The organism is Bacillus sp. BC08, assembly GCF_054326875.1.
Genome location: NZ_JBTGPA010000035.1, coordinates 202,951 through 227,502 on the forward strand (window position 1 = coordinate 202,951; position 24,552 = coordinate 227,502).

Sequence of the window (24,552 nt, forward strand, 5' to 3'; positions counted from 1 at the left end):
ATATGGGTATTTTACAAGATCTTGAATTTCGCGGTCTAATTAATCAGCAAACAGACGCTGAGGGACTTGAACAATTATTAGAAAAAGAAAGCGTTAAATTATACTGTGGTTTCGACCCGACAGCGGATAGCTTACACATCGGTCATATGTTACCAGTATTAATGTTACGTCGTTTCCAATTAGCTGGTCACCAACCAATCGCACTTGTTGGCGGTGGTACTGGTATGATCGGTGATCCAAGTGGTAAAAAAGCAGAGCGTACATTAAATACGAAAGATACAGTTGCTTACTACACAGAAAGCATTAAAAACCAACTTTCAAACTTCTTAGAGTTTGAAAACGTGGACAACCCAGCAACAATGGCTAACAACTATGATTGGCTTGGTAACTTAGATGTCATTTCATTCTTACGCGATATCGGTAAAAACTTCGGTTTAAACTATATGTTAGCAAAAGATACAGTAGCATCTCGTTTAGATACTGGTATTTCATTCACTGAGTTTAGTTATATGATTTTACAATCATACGACTTCTTGAACTTATACCAAAACCATAATTGCCGCTTGCAAATCGGTGGTAGTGACCAATGGGGTAACATTACAGCTGGTCTTGAATTAATCCGTAAATCAGAAGAAGATGCGAAAGCATTCGGTTTAACAATTCCACTAGTTACAAAATCTGACGGTACGAAGTTTGGTAAAACAGAAGGCGGCGCAATTTGGTTAGACCCAGAGAAAACAACTCCTTACGAGTTCTACCAATTCTGGATTAACACAGATGACCGTGACGTTGTTAAATACTTAAAATACTTCACATTCTTATCTCATGAAGAAATTCTTGAGCTTGAAAAGCAAGTAGCTGAAGCACCAGAAAAACGTGCAGCACAAAAAGCGTTAGGTTCTGAAATGACAAAACTTGTTCACGGCGAAGAAGCATTAGAGCAAGCGATTAAAATTTCAGCTGCATTATTCAGCGGCTCTGTAGCAGAACTGACTGCAAGCGAAATCGAGCAAGGATTCAAAGACGTACCATCTGTAGAACGTACTGCAGAAGATACAGTATTAATCGACTTACTTGTAGAAAGCAAAATCTCTCCATCAAAACGTCAAGCACGTGAAGATGTAACGAACGGCGCAATCTACGTAAACGGTGAGCGTACACAAGCATTAGACTACGTTGTAACAGAAAATGACCGCATCGAAGGTAAATTCACAATCATTCGCCGCGGTAAAAAGAAATATTTCTTAATTCGTTACTAATCAGAAACGAATATAAAACAAATAGTACCCCGAATTGTAGGCTGAAAAGTCTATGATTCGGGGTTTTTATGTATAAATTTAGATTGCCTTACGAGTTCTTGTAAATAGAATATGAAGAATTAATACGAGCATATAAAATAAGCTAATGAGCATAACAACAAATGCTGTTGGATAAAATTTTGCCGCATATATAAAGAAATCGATTTGATAAATATCTTCGTAATTTGAAACGGTGCCTTTAAAGTAATTCGTAAACTTAGCGCTATATTTCCATTCATCGGGATCATCTATCAAATTACTCCCCTGATACCAATTAATAAGTGCGGAAGTAATAAACAGCATACATGCACTACCTAACTGAACCATTTGATTTATTGTCAAAATGAATCGACCTCCTATTTAATGGTTATTATAGCGTGCATTCATATTCCTGTAACCTTTTTGTTGTAATCTCCTTTTCGAGTTCATACGGAAATCACATGTAAGCGGTATGATAAATGTATAACAAATAGAAAGGAGTGGTAAAAGAAAATGTCACTAGAAGCGCTCATTATTTTTTCTTTGCTAAATGCGGGTCAGCTTGCAGAGAATTCGAAGATGGATGTACATAAAGAGCAGAAAGATGCTTATGTATACGTTCAAAAAGAGGAAAATAAATAATTTTATTTTATATATAAACGAAAAAAGCCAATCCACAGGATTGGCTTTTTGTCATTAACGAGAGTAGAACTCTACGATTAATGCTTCGTTGATTTCAGCTGCTAACTCAGAACGCTCAGCGTGACGAGTGTAAGTAGCTTCTAATTTATCAGCATCGAAAGTTAAGTATTCTGGTACGAAGTTGTTAACTTCGATCGCTTCTTTAACAACAACAAGGCTGTTAGATTTTTCGCGAACGCTGATTGTTTGACCAGGTTTTACACGGTAAGATGGGATATCTACGCGAGATCCATCAACTGTGATGTGGCCGTGGTTTACTAATTGGCGAGCTGCGCGACGAGTGCGAGCTAAGCCCATACGGTAAACTAAGTTGTCAAGACGAGCTTCAAGAAGGATCATGAAGTTTTCGCCGTGCTTACCAGGCATTTTACCTGCTTGGTCAAATGTGCGACGGAATTGACGCTCAGTCATGCCGTACATGTGACGAAGTTTTTGTTTCTCTTGTAATTGTAAACCGTATTCTGAAAGTTTCTTACGTTGGTTAGGACCGTGAGGACCTGGTGCGTAAGGGCGTTTTTCTAATTCTTTTCCTGTGCCGCTTAGAGAGATTCCAAGACGACGAGACAGTTTCCAAGCTGGACCTGTATAACGAGCCATAGTTGACTCCTCCTTTAAAAATGTTTTTATTTACGTAAAATAAAAACAGACGTAATCGATATTTACGGGCATTTTGTTTTCATGTACCTTCGCTCCAGCAGCAGGGAGTTACGAGATACACCTCCGTAGAGGAACAAAATACAAACGATAAACTCACATTACAAGGCTGCCTTTTTATTTTACACAAACGCTATTATATCTTTTACCCAGAGTTTCGTCAAGCGAGTACGTTTTTGTTTTATGCATATAAATTTTGGAAATTAACAAGAAGGAATTTAAAACGATATAAAAGAAGTGATAGAAACACAAATAAAACGCTTACATAAAATGTAGTGAAAAACGTTCATTAATTTTTTTGATGAATATGCGGTAATAAAAACATAAAAGGGGATGTTTTTATGAAAAAGAAGCATATGGAGACAGCGTTAATTCATCACGGTTATACATCAGAGGAACATAAAGGAAGTTTAACACCACCTTTATTTCAAACGTCTACCTTTACATTTGAGACTGCGCAGCAAGGGGAGGCGAGTTTTGCGGGAGTGGATCCGTCCTATATTTACTCAAGACTTGGAAATCCAACCGTAAAATTATTTGAAGAACGTATGGCGGTGTTAGAAGGCGGAGAAGAAGCTCTTGCTTTCGGATCCGGTATGGCAGCTATTTCAGCAACGTTAATTGGTTTTCTAAAAGCTGGAGATCATATTATTTGTTCAAATGGATTATATGGGTGCACGTACGGTTTTTTAGAAGTATTAGAAGAGAAGTTTATGATTACGCATTCGTTTTGTGATATGGAGACAGAGGATGATGTCGAAAATAAAATCCGTCCAAATACAAAGGTTATTTTCGTTGAAACACCGATTAATCCAACGATGAAATTAATCGATTTAAAACAAGTGATTCGGGTTGCGAAGCGAAATGGCTTACTTGTCGTTGTTGATAATACGTTTTGTTCACCGTATTTACAAAGACCGCTTGAGCTTGGTTGTGACGTAGTTGTGCATAGTGCGACAAAATATATTGGCGGTCATGGCGATGTAGTGGCGGGTGTAACGATTTGTAAAACGAAAGCGTTAGCTGAAAAAATTCGCCCGATGCGAAAAGATATCGGCGGTATTATGGCGCCGTTTGATGCGTGGTTATTGTTACGCGGATTAAAGACGTTAGCGGTAAGAATGGACCGCCATTGTGATAATGCCGAAAAAATTGTATCGTTCCTGAAAAATCATGATGCGGTAGAAGGTGTTTGGTATCCAGAAGGGGAGTTAGCATCTCGCCAAATGAAACGAGGTGGTGGTGTGATTTCTTTTTCAGTAAAAGGCGGAAAAGAAGAGACGCAAGCGTTTATTAATGACCTTCACTTTATTACAATTGCAGTAAGTTTAGGGGATACAGAAACGTTAATTCAGCATCCGGCAACGATGACGCACGCTGCGATTCCAGCTGAGCTAAGACAAGAAATGGGCATTTATGATAATTTAATACGTTTATCTGTTGGTTTAGAATCATGGGAAGATATCGTGTCTGATTTAGAGCAGGCGTTAAAGAAAATATCAACTGTGAATCAATAAAAAAGAGTGAGCTATCGGTTTCGTACGTGATGTACGCAATCGATAACTCGCTCTTTTCTTTTTTAAAGATGTTTTAAGAGTGTTTCCACAAACTTTTCTAAATAGCGCTGATCTACTTCATCAAAACGATTTTTTTCAGGGCTATCAATATCTAGTACACCAATGACAGTTTCTTCTTTCACAATCGGTACAACGATTTCTGAATTCGAAGTACTATCGCAAGCGATATGTCCTGGGAATTGGTGAACGTCTGCTACAAGCTGCGTTGTTTTTGTTTCAGCTGCAACGCCGCAAACGCCTCGTCCAAATGGAATGCGCACGCAAGCAGGCATTCCTTGGAATGGTCCAAGAACAAGCTGATTTCCTTCTGTTACATAAAAGCCAACCCAATTCACACGATCTAAAAATTGGTTTAATAATGCGGACGCGTTTGATAAGTTTGCGATTACGTTTGATTCGCCAGTTAATAATGCATCCAGTTGTTTAATTACTGTCTCGTATTGCTCTTCACGAGAACCTGCATAACTTTCTTTTGTAAACATGGAAACAGCCCCTTTTTTATCGAGATGTGTAAAATATTAGCAAAATACGATGTATTTCACATGACTTTGTCGATAGAAAATTAAAGGAATTTGTCTTAAAAGTCAAGAAATTTACACTATAGCTGTTCAGTGAGAGGAAGTGAGCGCATGAAACAGACGAAACAAAAAGTAATTGATGCGGCAATATCGTTGTTTAACACGAAAGGTTATGATGGAACGTCGGTGCGAGACATTGCAAAGCGAGCGGATGTGAATGTAGCGAATATTTCATATTATTTTTCTGGAAAGCAAGGCCTATTAGAGCAGCTTATTACGGATTTTTTAGAAGGGTATATTCATGTGATTGAAACGTCCTTTGAACAGAGAGAGTATTTGTCGGCTAAAGATGTAATGGTGCAAATGGTGCGTGGGATTTTACGATATCAATTTGAAAATAGGGAACTGACACGTTTCTTCTACCGAGAGCTTTCACTGGATACGACATTAATTCGCGAAGTGATGACCATTTATTTTTCTAAAGAAAGATATTATATAGAGCAAATCATAAAGCAAGGACAAATGAAGCAAGAATTCAAAAAGGTATCTTTTACAATGTTTATGACGCAATTAAAAGGCATGATGAATATGCCGTTTTTATATCCGCAATATATATCAGAAGTGCTGCATTCTTTTCCGTCTGAGACATTTTTCATAGAAATGTACACGAAGGAAATTGAACAATGGATGGAACAAACATTATGTATAACGAATATATATCAGGAATGGCCAAGAGCTGTTCATATGTGAAAAATCCCCACCTAACGAACTGAGGTGGGGATTTTTGTGCTTTCTTTTCTTTGCCATATATTGTTGCATAATAGCGCGATAATTGTTAAAGCGGCTCCGGAAATTTCAATTTTGTCGACTGTATAACCTCGAAAGATGGAACCGATAAGTGCAAGTACAGGAACTAAATTCATAAATAATATGCCGTTAATAGATGAAATATAGCGATTTCCTGTGTTCCAGCAAAATACAGCGATAACACCTGCAATAATCGACATATACAAGAGTTCAAAACGAACGTTCATAATGGTACGTAGTGACGGTACAGTAATGACGTTTGTGTAAGTGAAGAAAGTGACGATAACGATGAGCGAAATCGAGCCGAATAAACAAGTTAACGTCGTATATCTGAGTGGTGACCAAGATTGAAAACGAGCACCACCGTTCGTGTAAATGACCCAGCAAGTAACGCCGCACAGCATAAGTATATTTGTTGAGAGGTGACTGGCAGCTCCAAATAATAAGTGAATATTTCCCTTTGAAATGACAAGCATCACACCGAGCAATGCAATGAACATACAAAGGAATGTGTAGTTTTGTGGGCGTTTATTTTTTGTTATCCACTGCAATAATAAAGCGATGAGTGGCATAAGAGACTGAATCATCGCGGCATGGATGGCTCCAGAAGGTCCGGCGAGTTGTTGGCCGTAAAAAACGAGAAAACCATATCCGGCGAAGCCGACCGTTCCGTAAAAGAATAACGAAAGTGTTCTTTTTTCTAAGCGGAGTGAAGTTTTTCCTTCAGTAATGAATAGCAAAATAAGAAAAATTATAGCTGCTGATCCGTACCGGATAGTTGTGAAGAAGAACGGATCGATAAACTGTAGGGCATTTGCCATGACAGGAAACATAAATCCCCAAGCCGTTACGGCAAGTAGGCATAGGAGGTATCCGAGTAGCATTTGTTTTTTGTTCAAGAGTTTCATTCCCCTTTATATTTCGTTATAGTAAGTTGATGAAATAAGTATAAAGAGTAATTGTTTATAGAAGGAAATATCGATTTTTTATAACAGTTATAACTTTTTGTTAGAGGTGTGTACGATGGATTTGGAGGCAGTACGATCGTTTATTGAAGTAAAGAATACGCGCAGTTTATCAAAGGCGAGTAAGCTTTTACATATTTCTCAACCGGCGCTTAGTAAGCAAATTCAAAGGTTAGAAGCGGATTTAGAGGTTATTTTACTGAAGCGTTCCGCGCAAGGAGTGGAGTTAACAGAGGCTGGAGAGTTATTTATAACAAGAATGTTACCGATTTTGGAACACATATATGAAGTGAAAGCCGAAATGAAGGCTTTTCAAGAGAAGCGGAAAATTTCTATGGGCATATTGCCAAGTTTAGCAGCGCATTACATATCAAAATGTAAAGATGTATTAGGTGAAGGATTCGAAGTAGAATGGAAAATTGAGCATACGAAAGTACTAATGGGACTCTTTAAAGAACGGAAGATTGAAGCGATGTTCGTCGATTCAGTAGTAGAAGGCGCTACGTGTATAAAAGAAATGCGAGAAGAAAAAATTGTTTGTGTCGTTTCAAATAATCATCTTTATAAAGAGAAAACAGTAATCCGAATGGAAGAATTGCAAAATGAAAAGTTAATCGTATACCCAGAAATCTGTGATGTAAGGAAAATGATTACGAATATGTTTCAGGGGATAGGTGCGAAACCAATCATTGCATTTGAAACTTCTTATGCAGAACCGATGCTTGCGATGGTCGGAGCGGGACTTGGTATTACGTTACTTCCAGAAATGTCAGTAAAGCAAGCGGTAAAGCAAGGGAATGTGCATGCGATTTCTATTGAACCACCACTTGCACGCAAAATTTATTTCGTATCCCATATGAAAGAGAACCTGTTATTACAATCATTTGATGATGGGAGATAATCCAAACAGAAGATTGAGAAAGATTACAATTGCATTGAAAGAAACATGAAATTTTAAAAAAAACTAGGTCAAAAACAAGCCATTACATGGTATGATTAGTACATTGTTAGTTGTTAAATATAGGGGAATTCCCTTTTTATACATAATGCCTTCCATTTCATAAACGGAACGGACAAAAAAAGAGATATAACTAGGAGGCTTTTTTGCATGGATTCTATCCTGACGATCGTTATCATTGTAGTAAGCTCTATTCTAGTGCTGCTCATGATAGAGCTTGTGATAAGAAATCGTTCATATAAAGATATTGAAGCACTTGAGCAGTGGAAACAAGAGATAAAAGATAAACCTGTGGCAGACGAACTAAAACGGGTGAAAGACTTAAATATGACAGGTCAAACAGAAGAACTGTTTGGTAAATGGCGTGAAGAATGGGATGAGATTGTATCAACAACCCTTCCGAAAGCAGACAAAGATTTAGCGCAAGCGCGAAAATTCGCCTCGCAATTCTCCTTCCGAAAAGCAAAGCATGCGATGAATGAATCCATAAGTGGTTTAGATGACGCTGATAATCGTATTACAGACATTTTAAATGAATTACAGCAATTGTTAGAAAGCCATGAAAAAAACAGCTCGGAAATTGAAGGGTTACGTGATACATATCGTAGTATGAAGAAGAGTGTTCTTGCTCATAGACATATGTATGGAGCAGCAGAACAGAAAATCGAAGAGATGCTAGACGCTGAATCTAATAAATTTAAAAGCTTTGAAGAGGCAACAGATAATGGTGACTATTTAAAAGCGAGAGAAATTGTTATTAGTTTAGAAGAAGGTTTGGCAAGCTTAGAAATCATTATTCACCAAATTCCAGATTTATTGGTAGAGTGTCAAGCGACGTTACCAGTTCAGTTGGAAGATTTATTACACGGACATAATGATATGGTAAGACAAGGTTATGTATTAGAGTATTTGGAAGTCCCTAAAGAAGTTCGTGATATGACGACACAACTACATACATGTTTAATGGATATACAGGAGCTTCATATAACGGAAGCAGCTGAAAAAGTAGAAAACTTAAAAACGCGTTTAGATGGCTTCTATGATCAACTAGAACAAGAAGTACATGCGAGACATTATGTGGAGCAAAAAACACTTTCTGTTTATGAAGACTTAGAAGAAATTCGCGCTGAAACGATTGAAACAAAAGCAGAAACACAACTTGTGAAACAAAGTTATCAGTTACAAGATAAGGACATTGAGTCTCAAAAAGTAATTGAAAAGCAAATGCATATTTTAACGAAACGTTTTGAAATGCTGCAATTACGCGTTGCGGAACAAGATATTGCCTTCTCTATTATTCGTGAGGAACTGGAAGAGGTTTATGAGCAATGTGAAACGTTAAAAGTACTTCATGCAGAATATAAAGAAATGCTGCAAACGATGCGTAAAGAGGAATTTGAAGCGCGTGAGAAGTTGCAAGAAATGCGAAATATCATTTTTGAAACGAAACGTTTTATGCAAAAGTCGAATTTACCAGGTCTTCCAGAAAGCATTATGGAAGATTTAAAAAGAGGACAAATGGCAATGCAAGCTGTATATGAACAGTTAGAAGTGAAACCGTTAAATATGAACGCTGTAAATAGCAGTTTAGAAGAAGCGTACACAACTGTTAATGGTGTAGCTGAAATGACAGAAGAGTTAATTGGACAAGCGTATTTAGTTGAAAAATTAATTCAATACGGTAATCGTTACCGCAGTCATGATGAGAACCTTGCAGAGAGCTTAAATTATGCGGAGAAATTATTCCGTGAATATCAATACGATGCAGCTTTAGAACAAGCGGCTTCTGTACTAGAGCAACTTGAACCTGGCGTTGTTCAAAAAATAGCTGAATATGTAGACAACGAACAAACCCTTTCATAAGGGTTTGTTTTTTTGTGTAATTTTGCAGGCGATGTTGCTATAATGAATAGCGGAATACAGTAAGGTTATTCGTTTTAAGGTAAAGTGAAAGGGGATCCTCACTAGTTATCGGCCTTCACAATCGGGATAAAATGGAACCTTTGAGTAGTCTTAGCGTAATTACACGTATTTGTGATATGATTATATGATGTGATAGCGCTGAAAGGGGAAGAACGATGATCTATTTTGATAATAGTGCGACGACGAAGCCATATCCAGAAGCCCTTCAATCGTACGTAACGGTTGCTGGAAAATATTTTGGAAACCCTTCTTCTATTCATTCGCTTGGAGGAGAGGCAGAGCGTCTATTAACACAATCAAGAACGATTGCAGCGCAGCTTCTTCACGTTAAACCTTCTGAGATTATTTTCACATCAGGTGGAACGGAAGGGAATAACCTTGCGATTAAAGGAATAGCGATGAGGAATCGTTCGCGCGGTAAACATATCATTACAACAAATATTGAACACGCGTCTGTGTTTGAAGCATATAAACAATTAGAAGATCTCGGTTTTGATGTAACATATTTACCGGTTAATGAGCATGGTGTTGTATCGGTAGAGGATGTAAAACGAGCACTTCGTGAAGATACGATTCTTGTGTCAATTATTCACGTGAACAACGAGACTGGAGCAATTCAGCCTGTTGCTGAAATTGGAACGTTATTATCGAACTATCCGAAAATAAGATTCCATGTGGATCATGTACAAGGGATAGGAAAAGTACCGGTTGATTTATATGCTTCTCATATTGATCTTTGCTCAATATCTGGACATAAATTCCACAGTGTAAAAGGAACGGGTCTTCTTTATGTGCGTGATGGCGTAAGGTTAGATCCAATTTTATCAGGTGGTCAACAAGAGCTTAAGTATCGCTCTGGTACAGAAAATTTACCTGGCATTGTAGCGATGGTGAAAGCACTTCGCATGACAATGGAACAAGTGAAAGAAAAGATAGCTCATTTGCACAATTTACAAACAGAGCTTGTCCGTTTCTTCAAAGAGATGGAAGATGTAACGATCAATACGTCGCTTGCCTATGCAGCACCACACATTTTAAATATATCATTTGTTGGTTTAAAACCAGAAGTGGTCGTTCATGCTTTAGAAGAGCACGGTGTATATGTATCGACGAAATCTGCTTGTTCTTCAAAAGCAAATGAAGTGAGCAGAGTGTTAGTGTCAATGGGAGTACCGCATGCCGCTGCTGCAAGTGCTATTCGCATTAGTTTGGCACCAGAAAACACGATGGAAGAAGTAAAGCAATTTGAAGGTATTGTGAAAGAGACGATGCCAAAATTATATGAAGTGATGAGGTAAAGAAATATGATGACATATGAATATATTTTAGTTCGTTATGGAGAGATGACGACTAAAGGTAAGAACCGTTCTAAATTTGTAAGCACATTAAAAGATAACGTAAAGTTCAAACTGAAAAAGTTCCCAAATATTAAAATTGATGCAACACATGATCGTATGTACATCCAATTAAATGGTGAAGACCATGAAGCAATTTCTGAAAGATTGAAAGATGTATTTGGTATTCATAAATTTAACTTAGCGATGAAAGTACCATCAGAATTAGAAGATATTAAAAAAGGTGCATTAGCAGCTTTCTTACAAGTAAAAGGCGATGTGAAAACATTTAAAATTACAGTGCACCGTTCTGATAAACGCTTCCCGATGAAGACGATGGAGTTACTTCCAGAAATCGGTGGACACATTTTAGAAAACACAGAGGATATCACAGTAGATGTTCATAATCCAGATGTGAATGTACGTATAGAAATTCGCAGTGGTTACACATATATTATGTGCGGTGAGCATATGGGAGCTGGCGGTTTACCAGTTGGCGTTGGCGGAAAAGTAATGGTACTTCTTTCTGGTGGTATCGATAGCCCAGTAGCAACGTACTTAACGATGAAACGCGGCGTGTCTGTGGAAGCAGTTCACTTCCATAGCCCACCTTTCACAAGTGAGCGTGCAAAACAAAAAGTAATCGATTTAGCACAAGAGTTAACGAAGTACTGTAAACGTGTAACGCTTCACCTTGTTCCATTTACAGACGTGCAAAAAACGATTAATAAAGAAATTCCATCTAGCTATTCAATGACAGTTATGCGTCGTATGATGATGCGTATTACAGAGCGTATCGCAGAGGAGCGTAATGCACTTGCAATCACGACGGGTGAAAGCCTTGGACAAGTAGCAAGCCAAACATTAGATAGTATGCATACGATTAACGAAGTAACAAACTATCCGGTTATTCGTCCACTTATTACGATGGATAAATTAGAAATTATTAAAATCGCTGAAGAAATCGGCACATATGATATTTCAATTCGTCCGTATGAAGATTGCTGTACAGTATTCACACCAGCAAGCCCAGCGACGAAGCCGAAGCGTGAAAAAGCGAATCGTTTTGAAGCGAAATACGATTTCATGCCATTAATCGATGAAGCTGTAGCGAATAAGGAAACAATGGTATTACAAACAGTAGAAGTAGTGGCGGAAGAAGAAAAATTCGAAGAACTTTTCTAAAACCATAAATTACCATATCTAAAACGTGTATGAAGTCATGTTATTTATCACACTCTATACTCACAAGGAGGTGATATAACATGTCACGTAGCACAAATAAATTAGCGGTTCCTGGTGCTGAATCAGCATTAGACCAAATGAAATACGAAATCGCTCAAGAGTTTGGTGTTCAACTTGGAGCAGATGCAACAGCTCGCGCTAACGGTTCTGTTGGTGGTGAAATCACTAAACGTCTAGTTTCACTAGCTGAGCAACAATTAGGCGGTTACCAAAAATAATCCCATATAAGATGGCTTAGAAAGAGCGGGTTCTCCCGCTCTTTCTTTTTGTTGTTTGCACCGTTATACGTTTATCCCGCTTTAATGGGCAGTAAGACCCTCATCTCAAAATTCAGCGAAAGCAAAGAAATTAGGTGAGGGTCGGGCTGCCCATAAAAGTCCGATTGGTGAGGGCTGATTAAAGTTTCACTTTATTTCGACATAGACATAAAAAATTTGTCAAAAGAAGAGGGTTCAAAATTAACTGAAAATTCTTTATTATATAAGGGAGGCATAGAAATGGAGGAGGATATTGTATGAAGAGAGAAGAATTGTTGGCGCCGCTATCTTATAATTTAGTTTCTGAAATAGAGAAATATACAGGTGATAAAGAGAAGCTTGCTTTAATTTGGCAAGATGATAAAGGGAATAGACGAGAAGTTACATATGCTGAGTTAATGCAAGGTGCGAATAAAATTGGAAACGCTTTTATAAAAAGTGGGCTACAAAAAGGGGACAAGCTTCTTATCATGATGCCGCGTTTAATTGAAGCGTACATGACGTATATCGCTGCGATTAAAGCAGGATTTGTCGTAATTCCGAGTTCGGAAATGTTACGCAAAAAGGATATCGAATATCGCATTGAGCACGGGGAAGTAAAAGCGATCGTAAGTTATGAACCGTACATTGGCCAGTTTGATGATATAGAAGCGATGGAATCTCTTCAAAAATTCGTTCTGAGCGAGCAGTCAGTAGATGGATGGATTAATTTAAAAACAGCGTTAGAAACAGAAAGTGACATGTTAGAAATGGCAAAGACAGATAAAGAAGATATGGTCTTTTTATCTTACACGTCAGGGACGACAGGAAATCCAAAAGGTGTTGTTCATACGCATGCGTGGGCATACGCTCATTTACGTACGAGCGCTCCAAATTGGCTCGGAATTGAAGAGAATGATGTTGTATGGGCAACGGCTAGTCCAGGCTGGCAAAAGTGGATTTGGAGCCCGTTTTTAGCAACTCTCGGATCAGGGGCAACAGGATTTGTATACAACGGTAAATTTGAACCGAAAGCATATTTAAATTTATTAGACGATAATAAGGTGAATGTGCTTTGTTGTACGCCAACTGAGTATAGATTAATGGCAAAGGTAGAAGACTTAAGCCAGTACAATTTAGAGGCGTTACATAGCGCTGTATCCGCAGGTGAGCCGTTAAATAGAGAAGTCATTGAAACATTCCAAAAGCACTTTAATATTACAGTGAGAGACGGCTATGGGCAAACGGAAAATACATTACTTGTTGGTGTAATGAAAGGAATGGATATTAGACCGGGATCAATGGGAAAACCAACGCCAGGCAACCACGTTGATATTGTAGATGAGGAAGGTATTCCGGTGCAGGTAGGAGAAGTTGGTGATATTGCAGTTCACATTGAAACACCAGCCCTCTTTAAACAATATTATAAAGACGATGAGCGCACAGCGATGCAATTCCGCGGTGATTATTATATTACCGGTGATAAAGCGAAGAGAGATGAAGACGGCTATTTCTGGTTTGAAGGGCGCGGTGATGATATTATTATTAGCTCTGGTTATACAATCGGACCGTTTGAAGTAGAAGATGCACTTGTAAAACATCCTTACGTAAGAGAGTGCGCAGTTGTCGCAAGTCCTGATGAAATTCGCGGAAGTGTCGTGAAGGCATTTATCGTATTAAGAGAGAATATAGAAAAGAACGAAGAAACCTTAATTCCAATACTCCAACAACATGTCAAAGAACTTACTGCACCATATAAATACCCTCGCAAAATTGAATTTGTAGATGAACTACCAAAAACGATTTCCGGAAAAATTCGCCGTATTGAACTTAGGAAACAAGAGATGGAGATTCCATCAAAATAATTTCGAAAATAGTTGAATGAACTGTAAACTGTATGGTATTATAGGAGCGAACATAAGTTCGATTTTATAAATTAAAAAAAGAGGTGTCCGTATGATTTTAGGTATTAATCCGTACGTAGTTTTAGATGGTAGTGGGCAAGAGGCTGTACAGTTTTATAAAGAGGTGTTAGATGCAAAAGTAGAAGTCATGCAAACTTTTGGTGACATGCCTGAAAATCCAGAATATCCAATTCCAGCTGAATCAAAAGAGCGCGTTTTACATGCTACTTTAAAAGTTGGTAATACGGACCTTATGATTTCTGATACATTCCCAGGTCAAGGGCATGCAATCGGATCTCAAGTAACAATTGCAATTCAAATTAGTGATGCAGAAAAAGCGAAAGAAGTATTCGAAAAGTTACAAGAAGGTGGAGAAGTTATTATGCCACTTCAAGAAACGTTCTGGAGCCCAGCATACGGACAACTTAAAGATAAATTTAGCATTGAATGGCAAATCACAACGAACCCTACTGAACAAAAGTAATTTTTAGAAAAGCACCATGTTTTGAAATGGTGCTTTTTTTTATACAATAAAAACAAAGGAGATGGGATATATGGGAGAAATTTGGTATGGCGGCACCATTTACACAATGCGAGAAGAGAATGAAAAAGTAGACGCTGTTTATGTTGAAAACGGTATAATCGTTGATGTCGGGAGTAAAGAAGAGTTAGAAGACCGATATGCTACGGTTAAATTGCATGATTTAGAAGGAAAAACGACGATTCCAGGTCTCGTTGATAGTCATATGCATATTATTGGGCATGGAGAGAGGTTACTCCGTCTAGATTTATCGAACTGCACATCTTATAGCGAAGTGCTGACTCTCGTGCGGAAGCGAGTGGAAGAAGCTCCAAAGGGCTCTTGGGTTATTGGAGAAGGATGGAATGAAAATAACTTTATAGATACGAAAGATGTTCATGTGAAAGATTTAGATGAAATTTCGAAAGAACACCCCATTTTATTAAAGCGTGTTTGTCGTCACGTGACATGGGTGAATTCATACATACTGCAAGAAGCGAACATAACAGAAGCGACGCAAGAACCGAAAGGTGGAAAAATTGGCCGTGATGCGTCAAATAATTTAACAGGTCTTTTATATGAACAAGGGCAAGAGTTAATTAAACATGTGCAGCCAGAAATTGATGAAGCTTATTTACAAAGCGCTTTGCAAACAGCGATTAAAGACTGCTGGCAATATGGGCTCGTTGGTGGGCATACGGAAGATTTAAATTATTATGGTGGCTTTAAAAAAACGCACAATGCGTTTTCTCATGTTATAAAGGAAATGCCATTTAAAGCACATTTACTTGTTCACCATGAAGTAGCACATGAACGAAATGAATATGAAAATAAGCATTATATTGAATTTGGGGCGATGAAAATTTTTTCTGATGGTTCTTTTGGCGGAAGAACAGCTTTATTAAGTGAACCGTATGAAGATGCGCAGGAAACAAATGGAGTTGCGGTCTTCTCACGTGAAGAGCTTGCGGAGTTAGTGAAAAAAGCACGAGATTTACATATGCCAGTTGCGATTCATACAATCGGTGACTTGTCGCTAGAATATGTCATTGATGCACTTGAATTATATCCACCAGCAGAAGGATTACGCGACCGCATTATTCATTGTCAGCTCGCTCGTGAAGAGTTGATTGAGAGAATGAAAAACTTACAAGCCATTATTGATATACAACCAGCTTTTGTTTCATCAGATTTTCCATCAGTCATTGAAAAACTAGGAGAGCATCGTCTTCGTTATGCGTACGCTTGGAAGACGTTACTGGAGGCGGGATTACATTGCAACGGTGGATCTGACGCGCCAATTGAACAAGTGAATCCGTTTTTAGGCATATATAGCGCTGTTACACGCAGAAGTTTTATTGACGGTATATGTTATATGCCGGAAGAGAGATTAACGGTATATGAGGCTGTCTCTTTATTTACAACAGGAAGTGCCTATGCAATCGTAAAAGAAGCGAAGCGAGGGCAAATTACAAAAGGATATGAAGCAGACTTTACGATAGTAGATCGAAACATATTTGAAATAGAGGCAGAAGAAATAAAAGAAGTGCAAGCAGAAATGACCGTAATTGATGGGAAGATTGTGTATAGGAAAGACGTGTGAAAATATATCGACTTACCGACAAAAGCTAACAATATTGGTCGGTAGCGAGAAAAATAAAAAACCGCCGCATTATGGAATATCATAATGCGGCGGTTTTTTTCATGCTATAAAAACGTTCTCTGTACTTTTTCCCAGAAGGAATTGTTTTTTAATTTAACTGTTTTAATTTGTTTATCGCTTAAGCGTACAATAGCTTTTTCTACCTGTTTAATGCTAAGCGCTTCATTATCCATACCGATAACAGGATAATCGTTACCGTCTGGTCTTAGTTTTAAAGTTAGTGTACGTTCGTGATTTAAAATGAACGGTGAACCGAGCGTACGGTATGTGTTGTTATTTAATGATGCTAGTTCGCTTACTTGGAAGCATGGGATAAGCGGATCAACAACCGCACCATGTAACGATTTATTGTAAGCTGTACTACCTGTTGGGGTAGAAACAACTAAACCGTCCCCTCTAAATGTTTCGAAATATAGATCATCAACGTGAACATCTACAACGAATGTTTTAATAATGCTAGAGCGCAATGAGAACTCATTTAAACAATAGAAAGATGTACCGTGATCTACATCTACCTGAATTGTTGGGTATTTTCGCACTTCAATTTCATTTTTTGTAATTTCTTGAAGGGCTGTATCAACGTGATCAATATGGAAATCGCAGTAGAACGAAATTTCATCTTTCGTAGAAATCCCTGCGTATAAGCAATCTTCTCTAAAACCAGTTTGACGAACGGCTTGTAAGAAAGTTGCATCATCTCCAACACTGACGATAGCGTTTGCATTTTTTGGATGATCTAATATGGTAAATCCATTCTCTTCTAAAATACGATAGATTGGTTTCATTTTTTCAACGAGCGTTGCTTTGTCATCACCATAAAAGAAAAATAAATTGCGACGATCTGCCATTATGTATCCCTCCACTGCAGTTAAATTTTCTGTTCTTCGTGCTACATATCATCAGAATACGTTCCCCGACGATATGTTCAAATAATATATTTCGATATAAAATGTCAAAATCCCTTTTTATTTTTTAGAAAAATTTTTATATTCAATCTTATAAGATTCTGTTTAATGATGAATAAACTTGTCGATAATGGGTACGGAGTGAAAGGATGATACGTATGAAGTGGCTCGTAATTGGAATAATAATTCTTCTCCTTTTTATTTTGCTTATACTATTGTCGAAAATAAAGCTTAAAGTGACATTTTTATATTCAGAAATGGAAAAGCAATGTTTGTTTCAAGTGAAAATATGGATGTTTCGATACACATTCGATGTACTGGAAAGAATTGAAAAGCAACAGAAGAAGACAGGACAAAAGATCGAGAAAGCTGAAGAGGACGGCGGATTAGATAATAAAATTATAGCGCAACTTGATAGTATGGGGGAGCTGATAAAAAAGCTACAAGAAGTTCATACTATTGTTAAAGATTTTCTCAAACGAGTGAAAATCAATGGTTGGAGATGGCATACGCAAATTGGTGCAGGTGATGCAGCTAGCACTGGAATTGTCACTGGATATGCATGGGGGACAAAAGGAATGGCTGCTGGAGTTGTAGGACAATATATGCATATTCTAGACGTACCAGAATTTGAAATTACTCCTGTTTTTCAAGGGAAAGGATTTGCATCAAGATGTGAGTTAACGGCATCTTTTCGCATATTTCGTGCTATAAAAACAGGAATCAAATTACTCGTATTTATGAGAAAACAAAGATCTGGTACGACTGAAAAATCTGTTCAAGCATAAGGGGGGATATAGAATGGACCATCCAATTCAAGGTTTAATGACAACCGCAATGCAGCATTTAAAACAAATGACTGATGTTAATACAATTGTTGGTGATCCAATTAAAGCGGCAGATGGAAGTGTAATCCTTACCGTTTCGAAAGTTAGTTTCGGATTTGCCGCTGGTGGAAGTGAATTTGGTAAAGTAGAACATTCAGGCCGTCATCCATTTGGCGGGGGAAGTGGTGGAGGAGTTTCTATTAATCCTGTTGCTTTTCTTGTAATAAATGGAGAAGGTGTAAAAGTATTGCATTTAGATAAGCAAACACACGTCATCGATAAAATAATTGAATTAGCGCCACAAGCGGTTGATAAAGTGAAGGAAATGATGGATAAACGAAAAGAAGACGATCCTGAATTTCAAATTTAACGAATAAAGAAGCTGATCAATGGATTGGCTTCTTTAATTTTTTTGTAAATAAAGCGATTTTATTTGCATTATCGATAGGGACAAACTATCATTTACATTGTACATATTTTGTTTAAATAAGGGAGGATTTTCAAGTGGCAAACGTAACTTTTAAAGGTAATCCAATGACTTTAGTTGGAACAGAAGTTAAAGTTGGCGATCAAGCGCCAAACTTCCAAGTATTAGCAAACGACTTATCTCCAGTAAGTTTAGAAACATACAAAGGTGAAGTAAAATTAATTAGTGTTGTACCTTCAATCGACACAGGTGTGTGTGATGCACAAACACGTCGTTTTAACCAAGATGCAGCAGGTATTGAAAACGCGAAAGTATTAACAATTAGCGCTGACTTACCATTCGCTCAAAAACGCTGGTGTGCAGCAAACGGTTTAGAAAATGTTGTTACACTTTCTGACCACCGTGACCTTTCATTCGGTGAAGCTTACGGCTTAGTAATGAAAGAGCTTCGTTTACTTGCTCGTGCAGTATTCGTAGTAGATAGCAACGACAAAGTAGTTTACGCAGAGTACGTAAGCGAAGGTACAAGCCATCCAAACTATGAAGCAGCATTAGAAGCAGCTAAATCTGCAAAATGATGTGAAGGAAATGACCTCTTATAAAGAGGTCGTTTTTTCTCATATATTGCTGCGTAACGGTACCAATATATGAGAAAAAACGTTATATCGCATATAACTGAAAGGGGAGCTCTTTGCAGGAGGTCGCTTTTTCTTTTTGGAAAAAAACACTTTGTGGTATGATATAAGTTATGTGTAAAAGAGAGAAGGAGGAATGTACGTGAGTCAGACAGTAGAAACATTATTTTCTATTTTTGATTCTTCTGCGGTAGTTTTACGTAAAGAATTAGATGTAACATATTTAGAGGCGCTTGTAGAAACAGGTGATAACTTGTTTGAAGGAGCGATTTTACAAGAGGAATTATCTGAGTCAGCAATTGAAAGGCTGAATCGTGAATATAGTACGTTTAATGAAGAAACATATAAAGGTGAAGAAATTCGTAAAGCATTTCAATTAGCCATCTTAAAAGGAATGAAAGAAGGCGTACAAGCAAATCACGAAATGACGCCTGATGCAGTTGGCATGTTCATGAGCTACTTATTCCATAAATTTATGCAAGGTCAAAACGAAATTACGGTGTTAGACCCTGCAATTGGAACAGGTAACTTAATGACTACAGTGTTTAATAGCGCCAAAGAAGGACTAGCAATGAGTGGGTTTGGTGTAGAAGTGGATGAAGTGCTAATTAAACTTGCTTTAGTAAATGCGAATTTACAAAAGCATGCAATCGAATTCTTCCATCAAGATGGACTAGCGCCACTTTATATCGATCCGGTTGATGCAGTCGTTTCAGACTTACCGATTGGTTACTATCCAAATGAAATCGGTGCAAGTGAATATAAGTTAAAAGCAGATGAAGGAATGTCGTATGCACATCACCTATTTATTGAACAAAGTGTGAAACATACGAAAGAAGGCGGGTACTTATTCTTCCTAGTGCCAAACTTCATTTTTGAAAGTGATCAAGCACCAAAATTACATGCATTTATTAAAGAAACATGTTTTATTCAGGGGTTATTACAGCTACCTGTTTCCATGTTTAAAAACGAGAAAAATGCAAAAAGTATATTTGTTCTCCAAAAGAAAGGCCCTAGTGTAACGATGCCAAAACAGGCGTTATTAGTGGAGTTACCTAAATTCTCCAACATGAAGGCGATGGAGAACATTATGGATCAATTAAATACTTGGTTTGCAACGCATAAATAAGGTTAGGTATATGTAACAGGGTTAGTAATTCATGTAGTACAGTTTTATATGATATGTCATATTTTTAAATATATACTAGATTTAACTGAATTTTTTTGAAATCTGTAATATATATTTTTTCTTGGTGTTACAATTTTTTCACTTGAAATATATGTCGGACGATGTTTAAATTAAAATCGTGAGTATAAAATTTGCTAATGATGAAACGTTTTCATATGTAGTGAATTTAATTAGATAAAATCGAGCGGTTTGTGGAAACATCCACACAACTACCAAGAGAAAAAGGGGCGAAAGACTAGATGTCAAAAATCATCGCGATTAACGCAGGAAGCTCTTCCTTAAAATTCCAATTATTTGAAATGCCAAGTGAAACAGTATTAACAAAAGGTTTAGTAGAACGTATCGGTTTAGAAGATAGTATCTTCACTATTACTGTAGATGGCGAAAAACAAAAAGAAATTACAAACATTCCAGATCACGCAGTAGCAGTTAATATGCTTCTTAACAAATTAACTGAAAACGGAATCGTTAAATCTCTAGATGAGATTGGCGGTATCGGTCACCGTGTTGTTCACGGCGGCGAAAAATTTGCTGACTCTGTTTTAATTACTGATGAAGTATTAGCTGATATCGAAGAATTAAGCGATTTAGCACCACTTCATAACCCAGCAAACCTTGTTGGTATTAAAGCATTCCAAGAAGTATTACCAAACGTACCAGCAGTAGCAGTATTCGATACAGCATTCCACCAAACAATGCCGGAATCTGCATTCCTATACAGCTTACCATATGAGTACTATGAAAAGTTCGGCATCCGTAAATACGGTTTCCACGGAACTTCTCATAAATACGTAACTGAGCGCGCGGCTGAATTATTAGGTCGTCCACTTGAAAGCTTAAGCTTACTTTCTTGTCACTTAGGTAACGGTGCAAGTATCGCAGCAGTAGAAGGCGGTAAATCTATCGATACTTCTATGGGCTTCACTCCACTTGCTGGTGTAACAATGGGTACACGTTCTGGTAACATTGACCCTGCGTTAATTCCATACATCATGGAAAAAACAGGACAAACAGTAGAAGAAGTAGTTAGCGTATTAAACAAGAAGAGTGGTATGTTAGGTCTTACTGGTTATTCTAGTGACCTACGTGACATCATTGCGAAAGAAGAAGAAGGTGACCACCGTGCGAAAGTAGCACTTGATGTATTCGTAAGCCGTATCCACAAATACATCGGTTCTTACACTGCTCGTATGAAAGGTGTAGACGCAATCATCTTCACAGCTGGTGTAGGTGAAAACAGTGCAATTATTCGTGAGCGCGTATTAGAAGGCCTTGAGTACATGGGCGTATACTTCGACGTAAAACGTAATAACGTATTTGGTGAAGAAGCATTCATCAGCTTCCCGCACTCTCCAGTAAAAATTATCGTAATTCCAACTGACGAAGAAGTTATGATTGCTCGTGATGTACTACGTCTTGGAAATATTGGTTAATATACTATATAAAAAAGACGAGATCCTATAGGATTTCGTCTTTTTTTTGTCGGATATAGTTTAAAATTCCATCTGGATATAATATTTTCTTCTCCTGAATGAATGCAGTAATGGGAATCCATTTCGCATACGATACTGTTTGCTCATCTTGTATATTCATTCTTTCCATTTCATATAGTGATGTGTCTAATAAGCATACAGAATATAGTTGAATGATTTCATGACCCATTTCTCCATCAAGATGAAAGATGTTTTCTAAGCATCCTAAATAATGGGTGATTTCCACTTCTGTATGAAGCTCTTCTTTAAATTCACGAATAACGGTATGTGCTGATTTTTCACCAAGTTCAATTGAACCGCCAAGAGGTCGATAAAATGTTTCATCAGCTGCATGATATTCTTGTACGAGAAGGCGACCTTGATGTGTAGCAAGACCAAAAGCTTTTGCGCGTGGATACATATACGATCACTCCTTATTTATTGTGTATAAGGATGATTATAATGTGTTTTGTAATAAAAGGTGTCGTGTGTTTAAGCTTTTGGTCTAATTGTGATCCCATCAAATAAGTCATTCCAAAATGCTTCATTATACTGAAATACATCCATAATAGGGCATTTTATAACACAAATGTTTTGTAATCCCCAATCGTCTTGGGTGATAGTTGGCACATCTTCAGGAATGAGTAATAGGACAGAGAATGTATGTTTAACTAATTGAGATAAAATGTGTTCCAAGGAACGTGCTTCTTCGTATGTTCCTCCAGTTCGAATAAACAATGTGGATTCTGCCGTTTCAATTGTAGTTAGAAAACGATGAATTCGATGCTCATAGTTTAACTTAATTTCTGTATAAGAAGGCCAAGAAGTTGGTGTGTTTACATCTGTTTTAAAATCATGGCAGGAGTCAATTTCATATAGGGTATCACGAAGTCTTAATTTCGCATTATCATCCCAAAAAGAGATGAAGGATAAGTTTTCGAACTGTAAAAAACAGTCAAATCGATTTTGTAATAATACATTCACTTTTTCTAATGAAGGGCTTAGCATAAAATCGATAACACCAAAAAATGGTGATAATTCGAATTGATATAATGCCCAAGCAGGCCAGCAGTTTTGTCCTAAGCTGAATACTGCATGATATTCTTTTTTTATATTGGATAGATTCATGTGGTTCATCTCATCCTTTTTGCTAATATTTTATGTCATTAAAAAATGGTATGTGAATAAAGATAGACAAGCATATTTGCAAAGAATAAGCAGAAATATGTTACAATAGAAAAAAATCGAACGAGGTGGTTGTTACGATGCGATCGAAGCGAGAACAAGCCATTTTAGACAATATAAAAGAATGGGAATCGCAATTAGTTGAGCAAGAAGCGACTGATTTTCAAAAAATGTTTGATAAATGGGTACATACGACAATTGCGAAATTACCTGAGAAAAAACGAAAAGATTTCTTTACGAAAGCAGATGGATGGCTCTTTCATTTGCATGCATTGATTCAAAGCTCACAATCACAGTTAGAGGCGCGTAATCGTATTTTAGGAACGTCGAGATTATTTGATGAATCGATTGAACAACTGGAAGATTTAAAAGCGTTATCTATTGATCAATTAACATACATAGCAGAGCAGCAGACAGCACGACATCGCTTATATTCATTCGTACAAGGCGGAGCAACGGGTGCTGGAGGTTTATTATTATTAACAGCTGATTTTCCGGTTATGATCGCGTTAAATGTGAAGGCAGTCCAACTTATTGCCACATCATTTGGACATGATGTGAACAAGCCTTATGAAATGATGCTTGCACTAAAGGTGTTTCATGCGTCATTACTGCCAGGAAGGCTTCAGCAATACGCATGGTACAATTTACTGCAAGAGCTAGAGCAAGAAGATTCGTTCTTCTACGAAGGAGACGAAGCGGTGTTACAACCAGCTTCTACTGAAGTTGTGTTAAAACAAATTTTGAAAACATTTTCGATTTATGCTCTTCGTCGTAAATTATTCCAAGGTATTCCGGTAATTGGAATGGCAATTGGGTCTACAGTGAATTATCGTTTAACAAGAAACGTTACTGAATTTGCAAATAGATTTTATCAAGTGCGCCACATAGTCGAGAAGGAAAAAAGAGTATAAAAAAAAGCGAGAGGCCGAAGCCTTTCGCTTTTTTAATTTGTTGCATGCTTTTTGGACATTGGAATAGATACTGGTTGCTTTTCTGCTTTCTTCTCTGCTTTTGGATAATAAATTAAATCCAATGTTTTTGCCTGTATGGCAATCGAAAGAATAGTAAAAGCAATTTCTGTCCAATTTAAATAATATAATGAAAGCGCAAGAACAATCGCGTCAAAGACGAAGAAAATTTGCCCAATTGTAAAACGAGTTCGTTTACTTAATACAATTGTTAAAATATCGTCCCCGCCGGTTGCACCGCCAAATCGCAATATAAAACCGAGTCCAATACCAGCTAATGCACCGCCAACTACTGCAGCTATAAATAAATTGTTTGATAAATCGACCGTAAATGGAGAATAATTTTCCATAAGAGAATAAAATACTCCGAATGAAATCGAACCTAGGAATGAATAGCCAACCATTTTTCTACCTAAAAATGAAGCACATAGTAAAATAATTGGGATATCCATAATTACAGTTGAAATAGATGGTGAAATATCATAAAAATTTTGGATGAATAGTGCAATTCCTACAAAGCCACCTTCTGTTAAGTGGTTTTGGAAGTGAATGTGATATAGCGCTGCTGCTAAAATAAATGAACCGATTAAAACCATAAAAATTTCTTTAATAATTTGTCGACTTTGGATGTTCCTCATCGTTATTCCTTCTTTCCGTA

Annotated in this window: 26 protein-coding genes; 18 read left to right on the forward strand and 8 right to left on the reverse strand. The window is 37.4% G+C overall.

All coding sequences use genetic code 11. The annotated features are described in order from the left end of the window. Positions 1-2: 2 nt before the first annotated feature. Positions 3-1,259 (forward strand): tyrosine--tRNA ligase, encoded by a 1,257-nt coding sequence (gene tyrS / locus ACXVYO_RS19125; protein WP_000512075.1) that lies wholly within the window; start codon positions 3-5, stop codon positions 1,257-1,259. A 78-nt stretch (positions 1,260-1,337) separates the two neighbouring features. Here tyrS and ACXVYO_RS19130 read toward each other — a convergent pair whose 3' ends face one another. Further along, a complete protein-coding gene (locus tag ACXVYO_RS19130; RefSeq protein ID WP_458468215.1) occupies positions 1,338-1,640 on the reverse strand; it encodes a YjdJ family protein in 303 nt (100 codons plus the stop codon). 150 nt (positions 1,641-1,790) lie between these two features. On the opposite strand from ACXVYO_RS19130, the gene ACXVYO_RS19135 reads away from it, so the two are divergent. Next, a complete protein-coding gene (locus ACXVYO_RS19135) occupies positions 1,791-1,919 on the forward strand; it encodes a hypothetical protein (RefSeq protein ID WP_053514539.1) in 129 nt (42 codons plus the stop codon). Positions 1,920-1,973: 54 nt separating this feature from the next. Here ACXVYO_RS19135 and rpsD read toward each other — a convergent pair whose 3' ends face one another. Beyond that, on the reverse strand, positions 1,974-2,576 hold the full coding sequence (gene rpsD / locus ACXVYO_RS19140; protein WP_000135322.1) for a 30S ribosomal protein S4: 603 nt from the start codon (positions 2,574-2,576) through the stop codon (positions 1,974-1,976). Positions 2,577-2,974: 398 nt separating this feature from the next. Between rpsD and megL the strand changes: the two genes are divergently transcribed. Next, positions 2,975-4,150: a methionine gamma-lyase gene (gene megL, locus ACXVYO_RS19145; protein WP_458468216.1), complete on the forward strand. Its 1,176-nt coding sequence runs from the start codon at positions 2,975-2,977 to the stop codon at positions 4,148-4,150. A gap of 62 nt (positions 4,151-4,212) precedes the next feature. Here the strand turns inward: megL and ACXVYO_RS19150 are convergent, their stop codons facing one another. Beyond that, a complete protein-coding gene (locus ACXVYO_RS19150; RefSeq protein ID WP_458468217.1) occupies positions 4,213-4,692 on the reverse strand; it encodes a GAF domain-containing protein in 480 nt (159 codons plus the stop codon). Positions 4,693-4,839: 147 nt separating this feature from the next. On the opposite strand from ACXVYO_RS19150, the gene refZ reads away from it, so the two are divergent. Next, positions 4,840-5,478: a forespore capture DNA-binding protein RefZ gene (gene refZ / locus ACXVYO_RS19155; protein ID WP_458468218.1), complete on the forward strand. Its 639-nt coding sequence runs from the start codon at positions 4,840-4,842 to the stop codon at positions 5,476-5,478. A gap of 11 nt (positions 5,479-5,489) precedes the next feature. Here refZ and ACXVYO_RS19160 read toward each other — a convergent pair whose 3' ends face one another. Further along, a complete protein-coding gene (locus ACXVYO_RS19160; RefSeq protein WP_458468219.1) occupies positions 5,490-6,434 on the reverse strand; it encodes a DMT family transporter in 945 nt (314 codons plus the stop codon). Between the two features lie 124 nt (positions 6,435-6,558). Between ACXVYO_RS19160 and ACXVYO_RS19165 the strand changes: the two genes are divergently transcribed. From ACXVYO_RS19165 to ACXVYO_RS19200, 8 genes are all read left to right on the forward strand, one after another. Then, positions 6,559-7,401, forward strand: coding sequence for a LysR family transcriptional regulator (locus ACXVYO_RS19165; protein WP_458468220.1), 843 nt, complete (start codon positions 6,559-6,561; stop codon positions 7,399-7,401). A gap of 207 nt (positions 7,402-7,608) precedes the next feature. Continuing rightward, the gene (gene ezrA, locus ACXVYO_RS19170) at positions 7,609-9,321 is read left to right on the forward strand and encodes a septation ring formation regulator EzrA (protein WP_458468221.1); all 1,713 of its coding nucleotides are present in this window, start codon (positions 7,609-7,611) and stop codon (positions 9,319-9,321) included. Between the two features lie 215 nt (positions 9,322-9,536). Further along, positions 9,537-10,679: a cysteine desulfurase family protein gene (locus tag ACXVYO_RS19175; RefSeq protein WP_458468222.1), complete on the forward strand. Its 1,143-nt coding sequence runs from the start codon at positions 9,537-9,539 to the stop codon at positions 10,677-10,679. Between the two features lie 6 nt (positions 10,680-10,685). Further along, on the forward strand, positions 10,686-11,900 hold the full coding sequence (thiI, locus tag ACXVYO_RS19180; protein ID WP_458468223.1) for a tRNA uracil 4-sulfurtransferase ThiI: 1,215 nt from the start codon (positions 10,686-10,688) through the stop codon (positions 11,898-11,900). An 80-nt stretch (positions 11,901-11,980) separates the two neighbouring features. Beyond that, positions 11,981-12,178 carry an alpha/beta-type small acid-soluble spore protein gene (locus ACXVYO_RS19185; RefSeq protein WP_000091640.1) on the forward strand — a complete coding sequence of 66 codons (198 nt, stop codon included), beginning with the start codon at positions 11,981-11,983 and terminating at the stop codon, positions 12,176-12,178. 296 nt (positions 12,179-12,474) lie between these two features. Further along, the gene (gene mbcS, locus ACXVYO_RS19190; protein WP_458468224.1) at positions 12,475-14,061 is read left to right on the forward strand and encodes an acyl-CoA synthetase MbcS; all 1,587 of its coding nucleotides are present in this window, start codon (positions 12,475-12,477) and stop codon (positions 14,059-14,061) included. 91 nt (positions 14,062-14,152) lie between these two features. After that, complete coding sequence (locus tag ACXVYO_RS19195) at positions 14,153-14,584, forward strand: VOC family protein (protein WP_458468225.1); 432 nt, start codon at positions 14,153-14,155, stop codon at positions 14,582-14,584. A gap of 70 nt (positions 14,585-14,654) precedes the next feature. Then, positions 14,655-16,223: an amidohydrolase gene (locus tag ACXVYO_RS19200; protein WP_458468226.1), complete on the forward strand. Its 1,569-nt coding sequence runs from the start codon at positions 14,655-14,657 to the stop codon at positions 16,221-16,223. 104 nt (positions 16,224-16,327) lie between these two features. On the opposite strand, the gene ACXVYO_RS19205 is transcribed toward ACXVYO_RS19200, so the two are convergent. Then, a complete protein-coding gene (locus ACXVYO_RS19205) occupies positions 16,328-17,131 on the reverse strand; it encodes an NAD kinase (protein ID WP_458468227.1) in 804 nt (267 codons plus the stop codon). A gap of 206 nt (positions 17,132-17,337) precedes the next feature. Here ACXVYO_RS19205 and ACXVYO_RS19210 point away from each other — a divergent pair, with 206 nt between their 5' ends. The 5 genes from ACXVYO_RS19210 (at position 17,338) to ackA (ending at position 21,699) form a co-directional block, all read left to right on the forward strand. Next, positions 17,338-17,976 (forward strand): DUF2953 domain-containing protein, encoded by a 639-nt coding sequence (locus ACXVYO_RS19210; protein WP_458468228.1) that lies wholly within the window; start codon positions 17,338-17,340, stop codon positions 17,974-17,976. Positions 17,977-17,989: 13 nt separating this feature from the next. After that, complete coding sequence (gene ytfJ / locus ACXVYO_RS19215) at positions 17,990-18,385, forward strand: GerW family sporulation protein (protein ID WP_000350005.1); 396 nt, start codon at positions 17,990-17,992, stop codon at positions 18,383-18,385. Between the two features lie 134 nt (positions 18,386-18,519). Beyond that, on the forward strand, positions 18,520-19,020 hold the full coding sequence (gene tpx / locus ACXVYO_RS19220) for a thiol peroxidase (RefSeq protein ID WP_000024525.1): 501 nt from the start codon (positions 18,520-18,522) through the stop codon (positions 19,018-19,020). Positions 19,021-19,219: 199 nt separating this feature from the next. Then, positions 19,220-20,206 (forward strand): class I SAM-dependent methyltransferase, encoded by a 987-nt coding sequence (locus tag ACXVYO_RS19225; RefSeq protein WP_000084362.1) that lies wholly within the window; start codon positions 19,220-19,222, stop codon positions 20,204-20,206. Positions 20,207-20,505: 299 nt separating this feature from the next. Beyond that, on the forward strand, positions 20,506-21,699 hold the full coding sequence (gene ackA, locus ACXVYO_RS19230; protein WP_000034584.1) for an acetate kinase: 1,194 nt from the start codon (positions 20,506-20,508) through the stop codon (positions 21,697-21,699). A 25-nt stretch (positions 21,700-21,724) separates the two neighbouring features. Here ackA and ACXVYO_RS19235 read toward each other — a convergent pair whose 3' ends face one another. Both ACXVYO_RS19235 and ACXVYO_RS19240 read right to left on the reverse strand, forming a co-directional pair. Continuing rightward, positions 21,725-22,159 carry an NUDIX hydrolase gene (locus ACXVYO_RS19235; RefSeq protein WP_458468229.1) on the reverse strand — a complete coding sequence of 145 codons (435 nt, stop codon included), beginning with the start codon at positions 22,157-22,159 and terminating at the stop codon, positions 21,725-21,727. Between the two features lie 71 nt (positions 22,160-22,230). Beyond that, positions 22,231-22,866 carry a DUF1796 family putative cysteine peptidase gene (locus ACXVYO_RS19240; RefSeq protein WP_458468230.1) on the reverse strand — a complete coding sequence of 212 codons (636 nt, stop codon included), beginning with the start codon at positions 22,864-22,866 and terminating at the stop codon, positions 22,231-22,233. Positions 22,867-23,003: 137 nt separating this feature from the next. Here ACXVYO_RS19240 and ACXVYO_RS19245 point away from each other — a divergent pair, with 137 nt between their 5' ends. Further along, positions 23,004-23,837, forward strand: coding sequence for an EcsC family protein (locus ACXVYO_RS19245; RefSeq protein ID WP_458468231.1), 834 nt, complete (start codon positions 23,004-23,006; stop codon positions 23,835-23,837). A 32-nt stretch (positions 23,838-23,869) separates the two neighbouring features. Here the strand turns inward: ACXVYO_RS19245 and ACXVYO_RS19250 are convergent, their stop codons facing one another. Further along, positions 23,870-24,532, reverse strand: coding sequence for a YitT family protein (locus ACXVYO_RS19250; protein WP_458468232.1), 663 nt, complete (start codon positions 24,530-24,532; stop codon positions 23,870-23,872). Between the last annotated feature and the right edge of the window lie 20 nt (positions 24,533-24,552).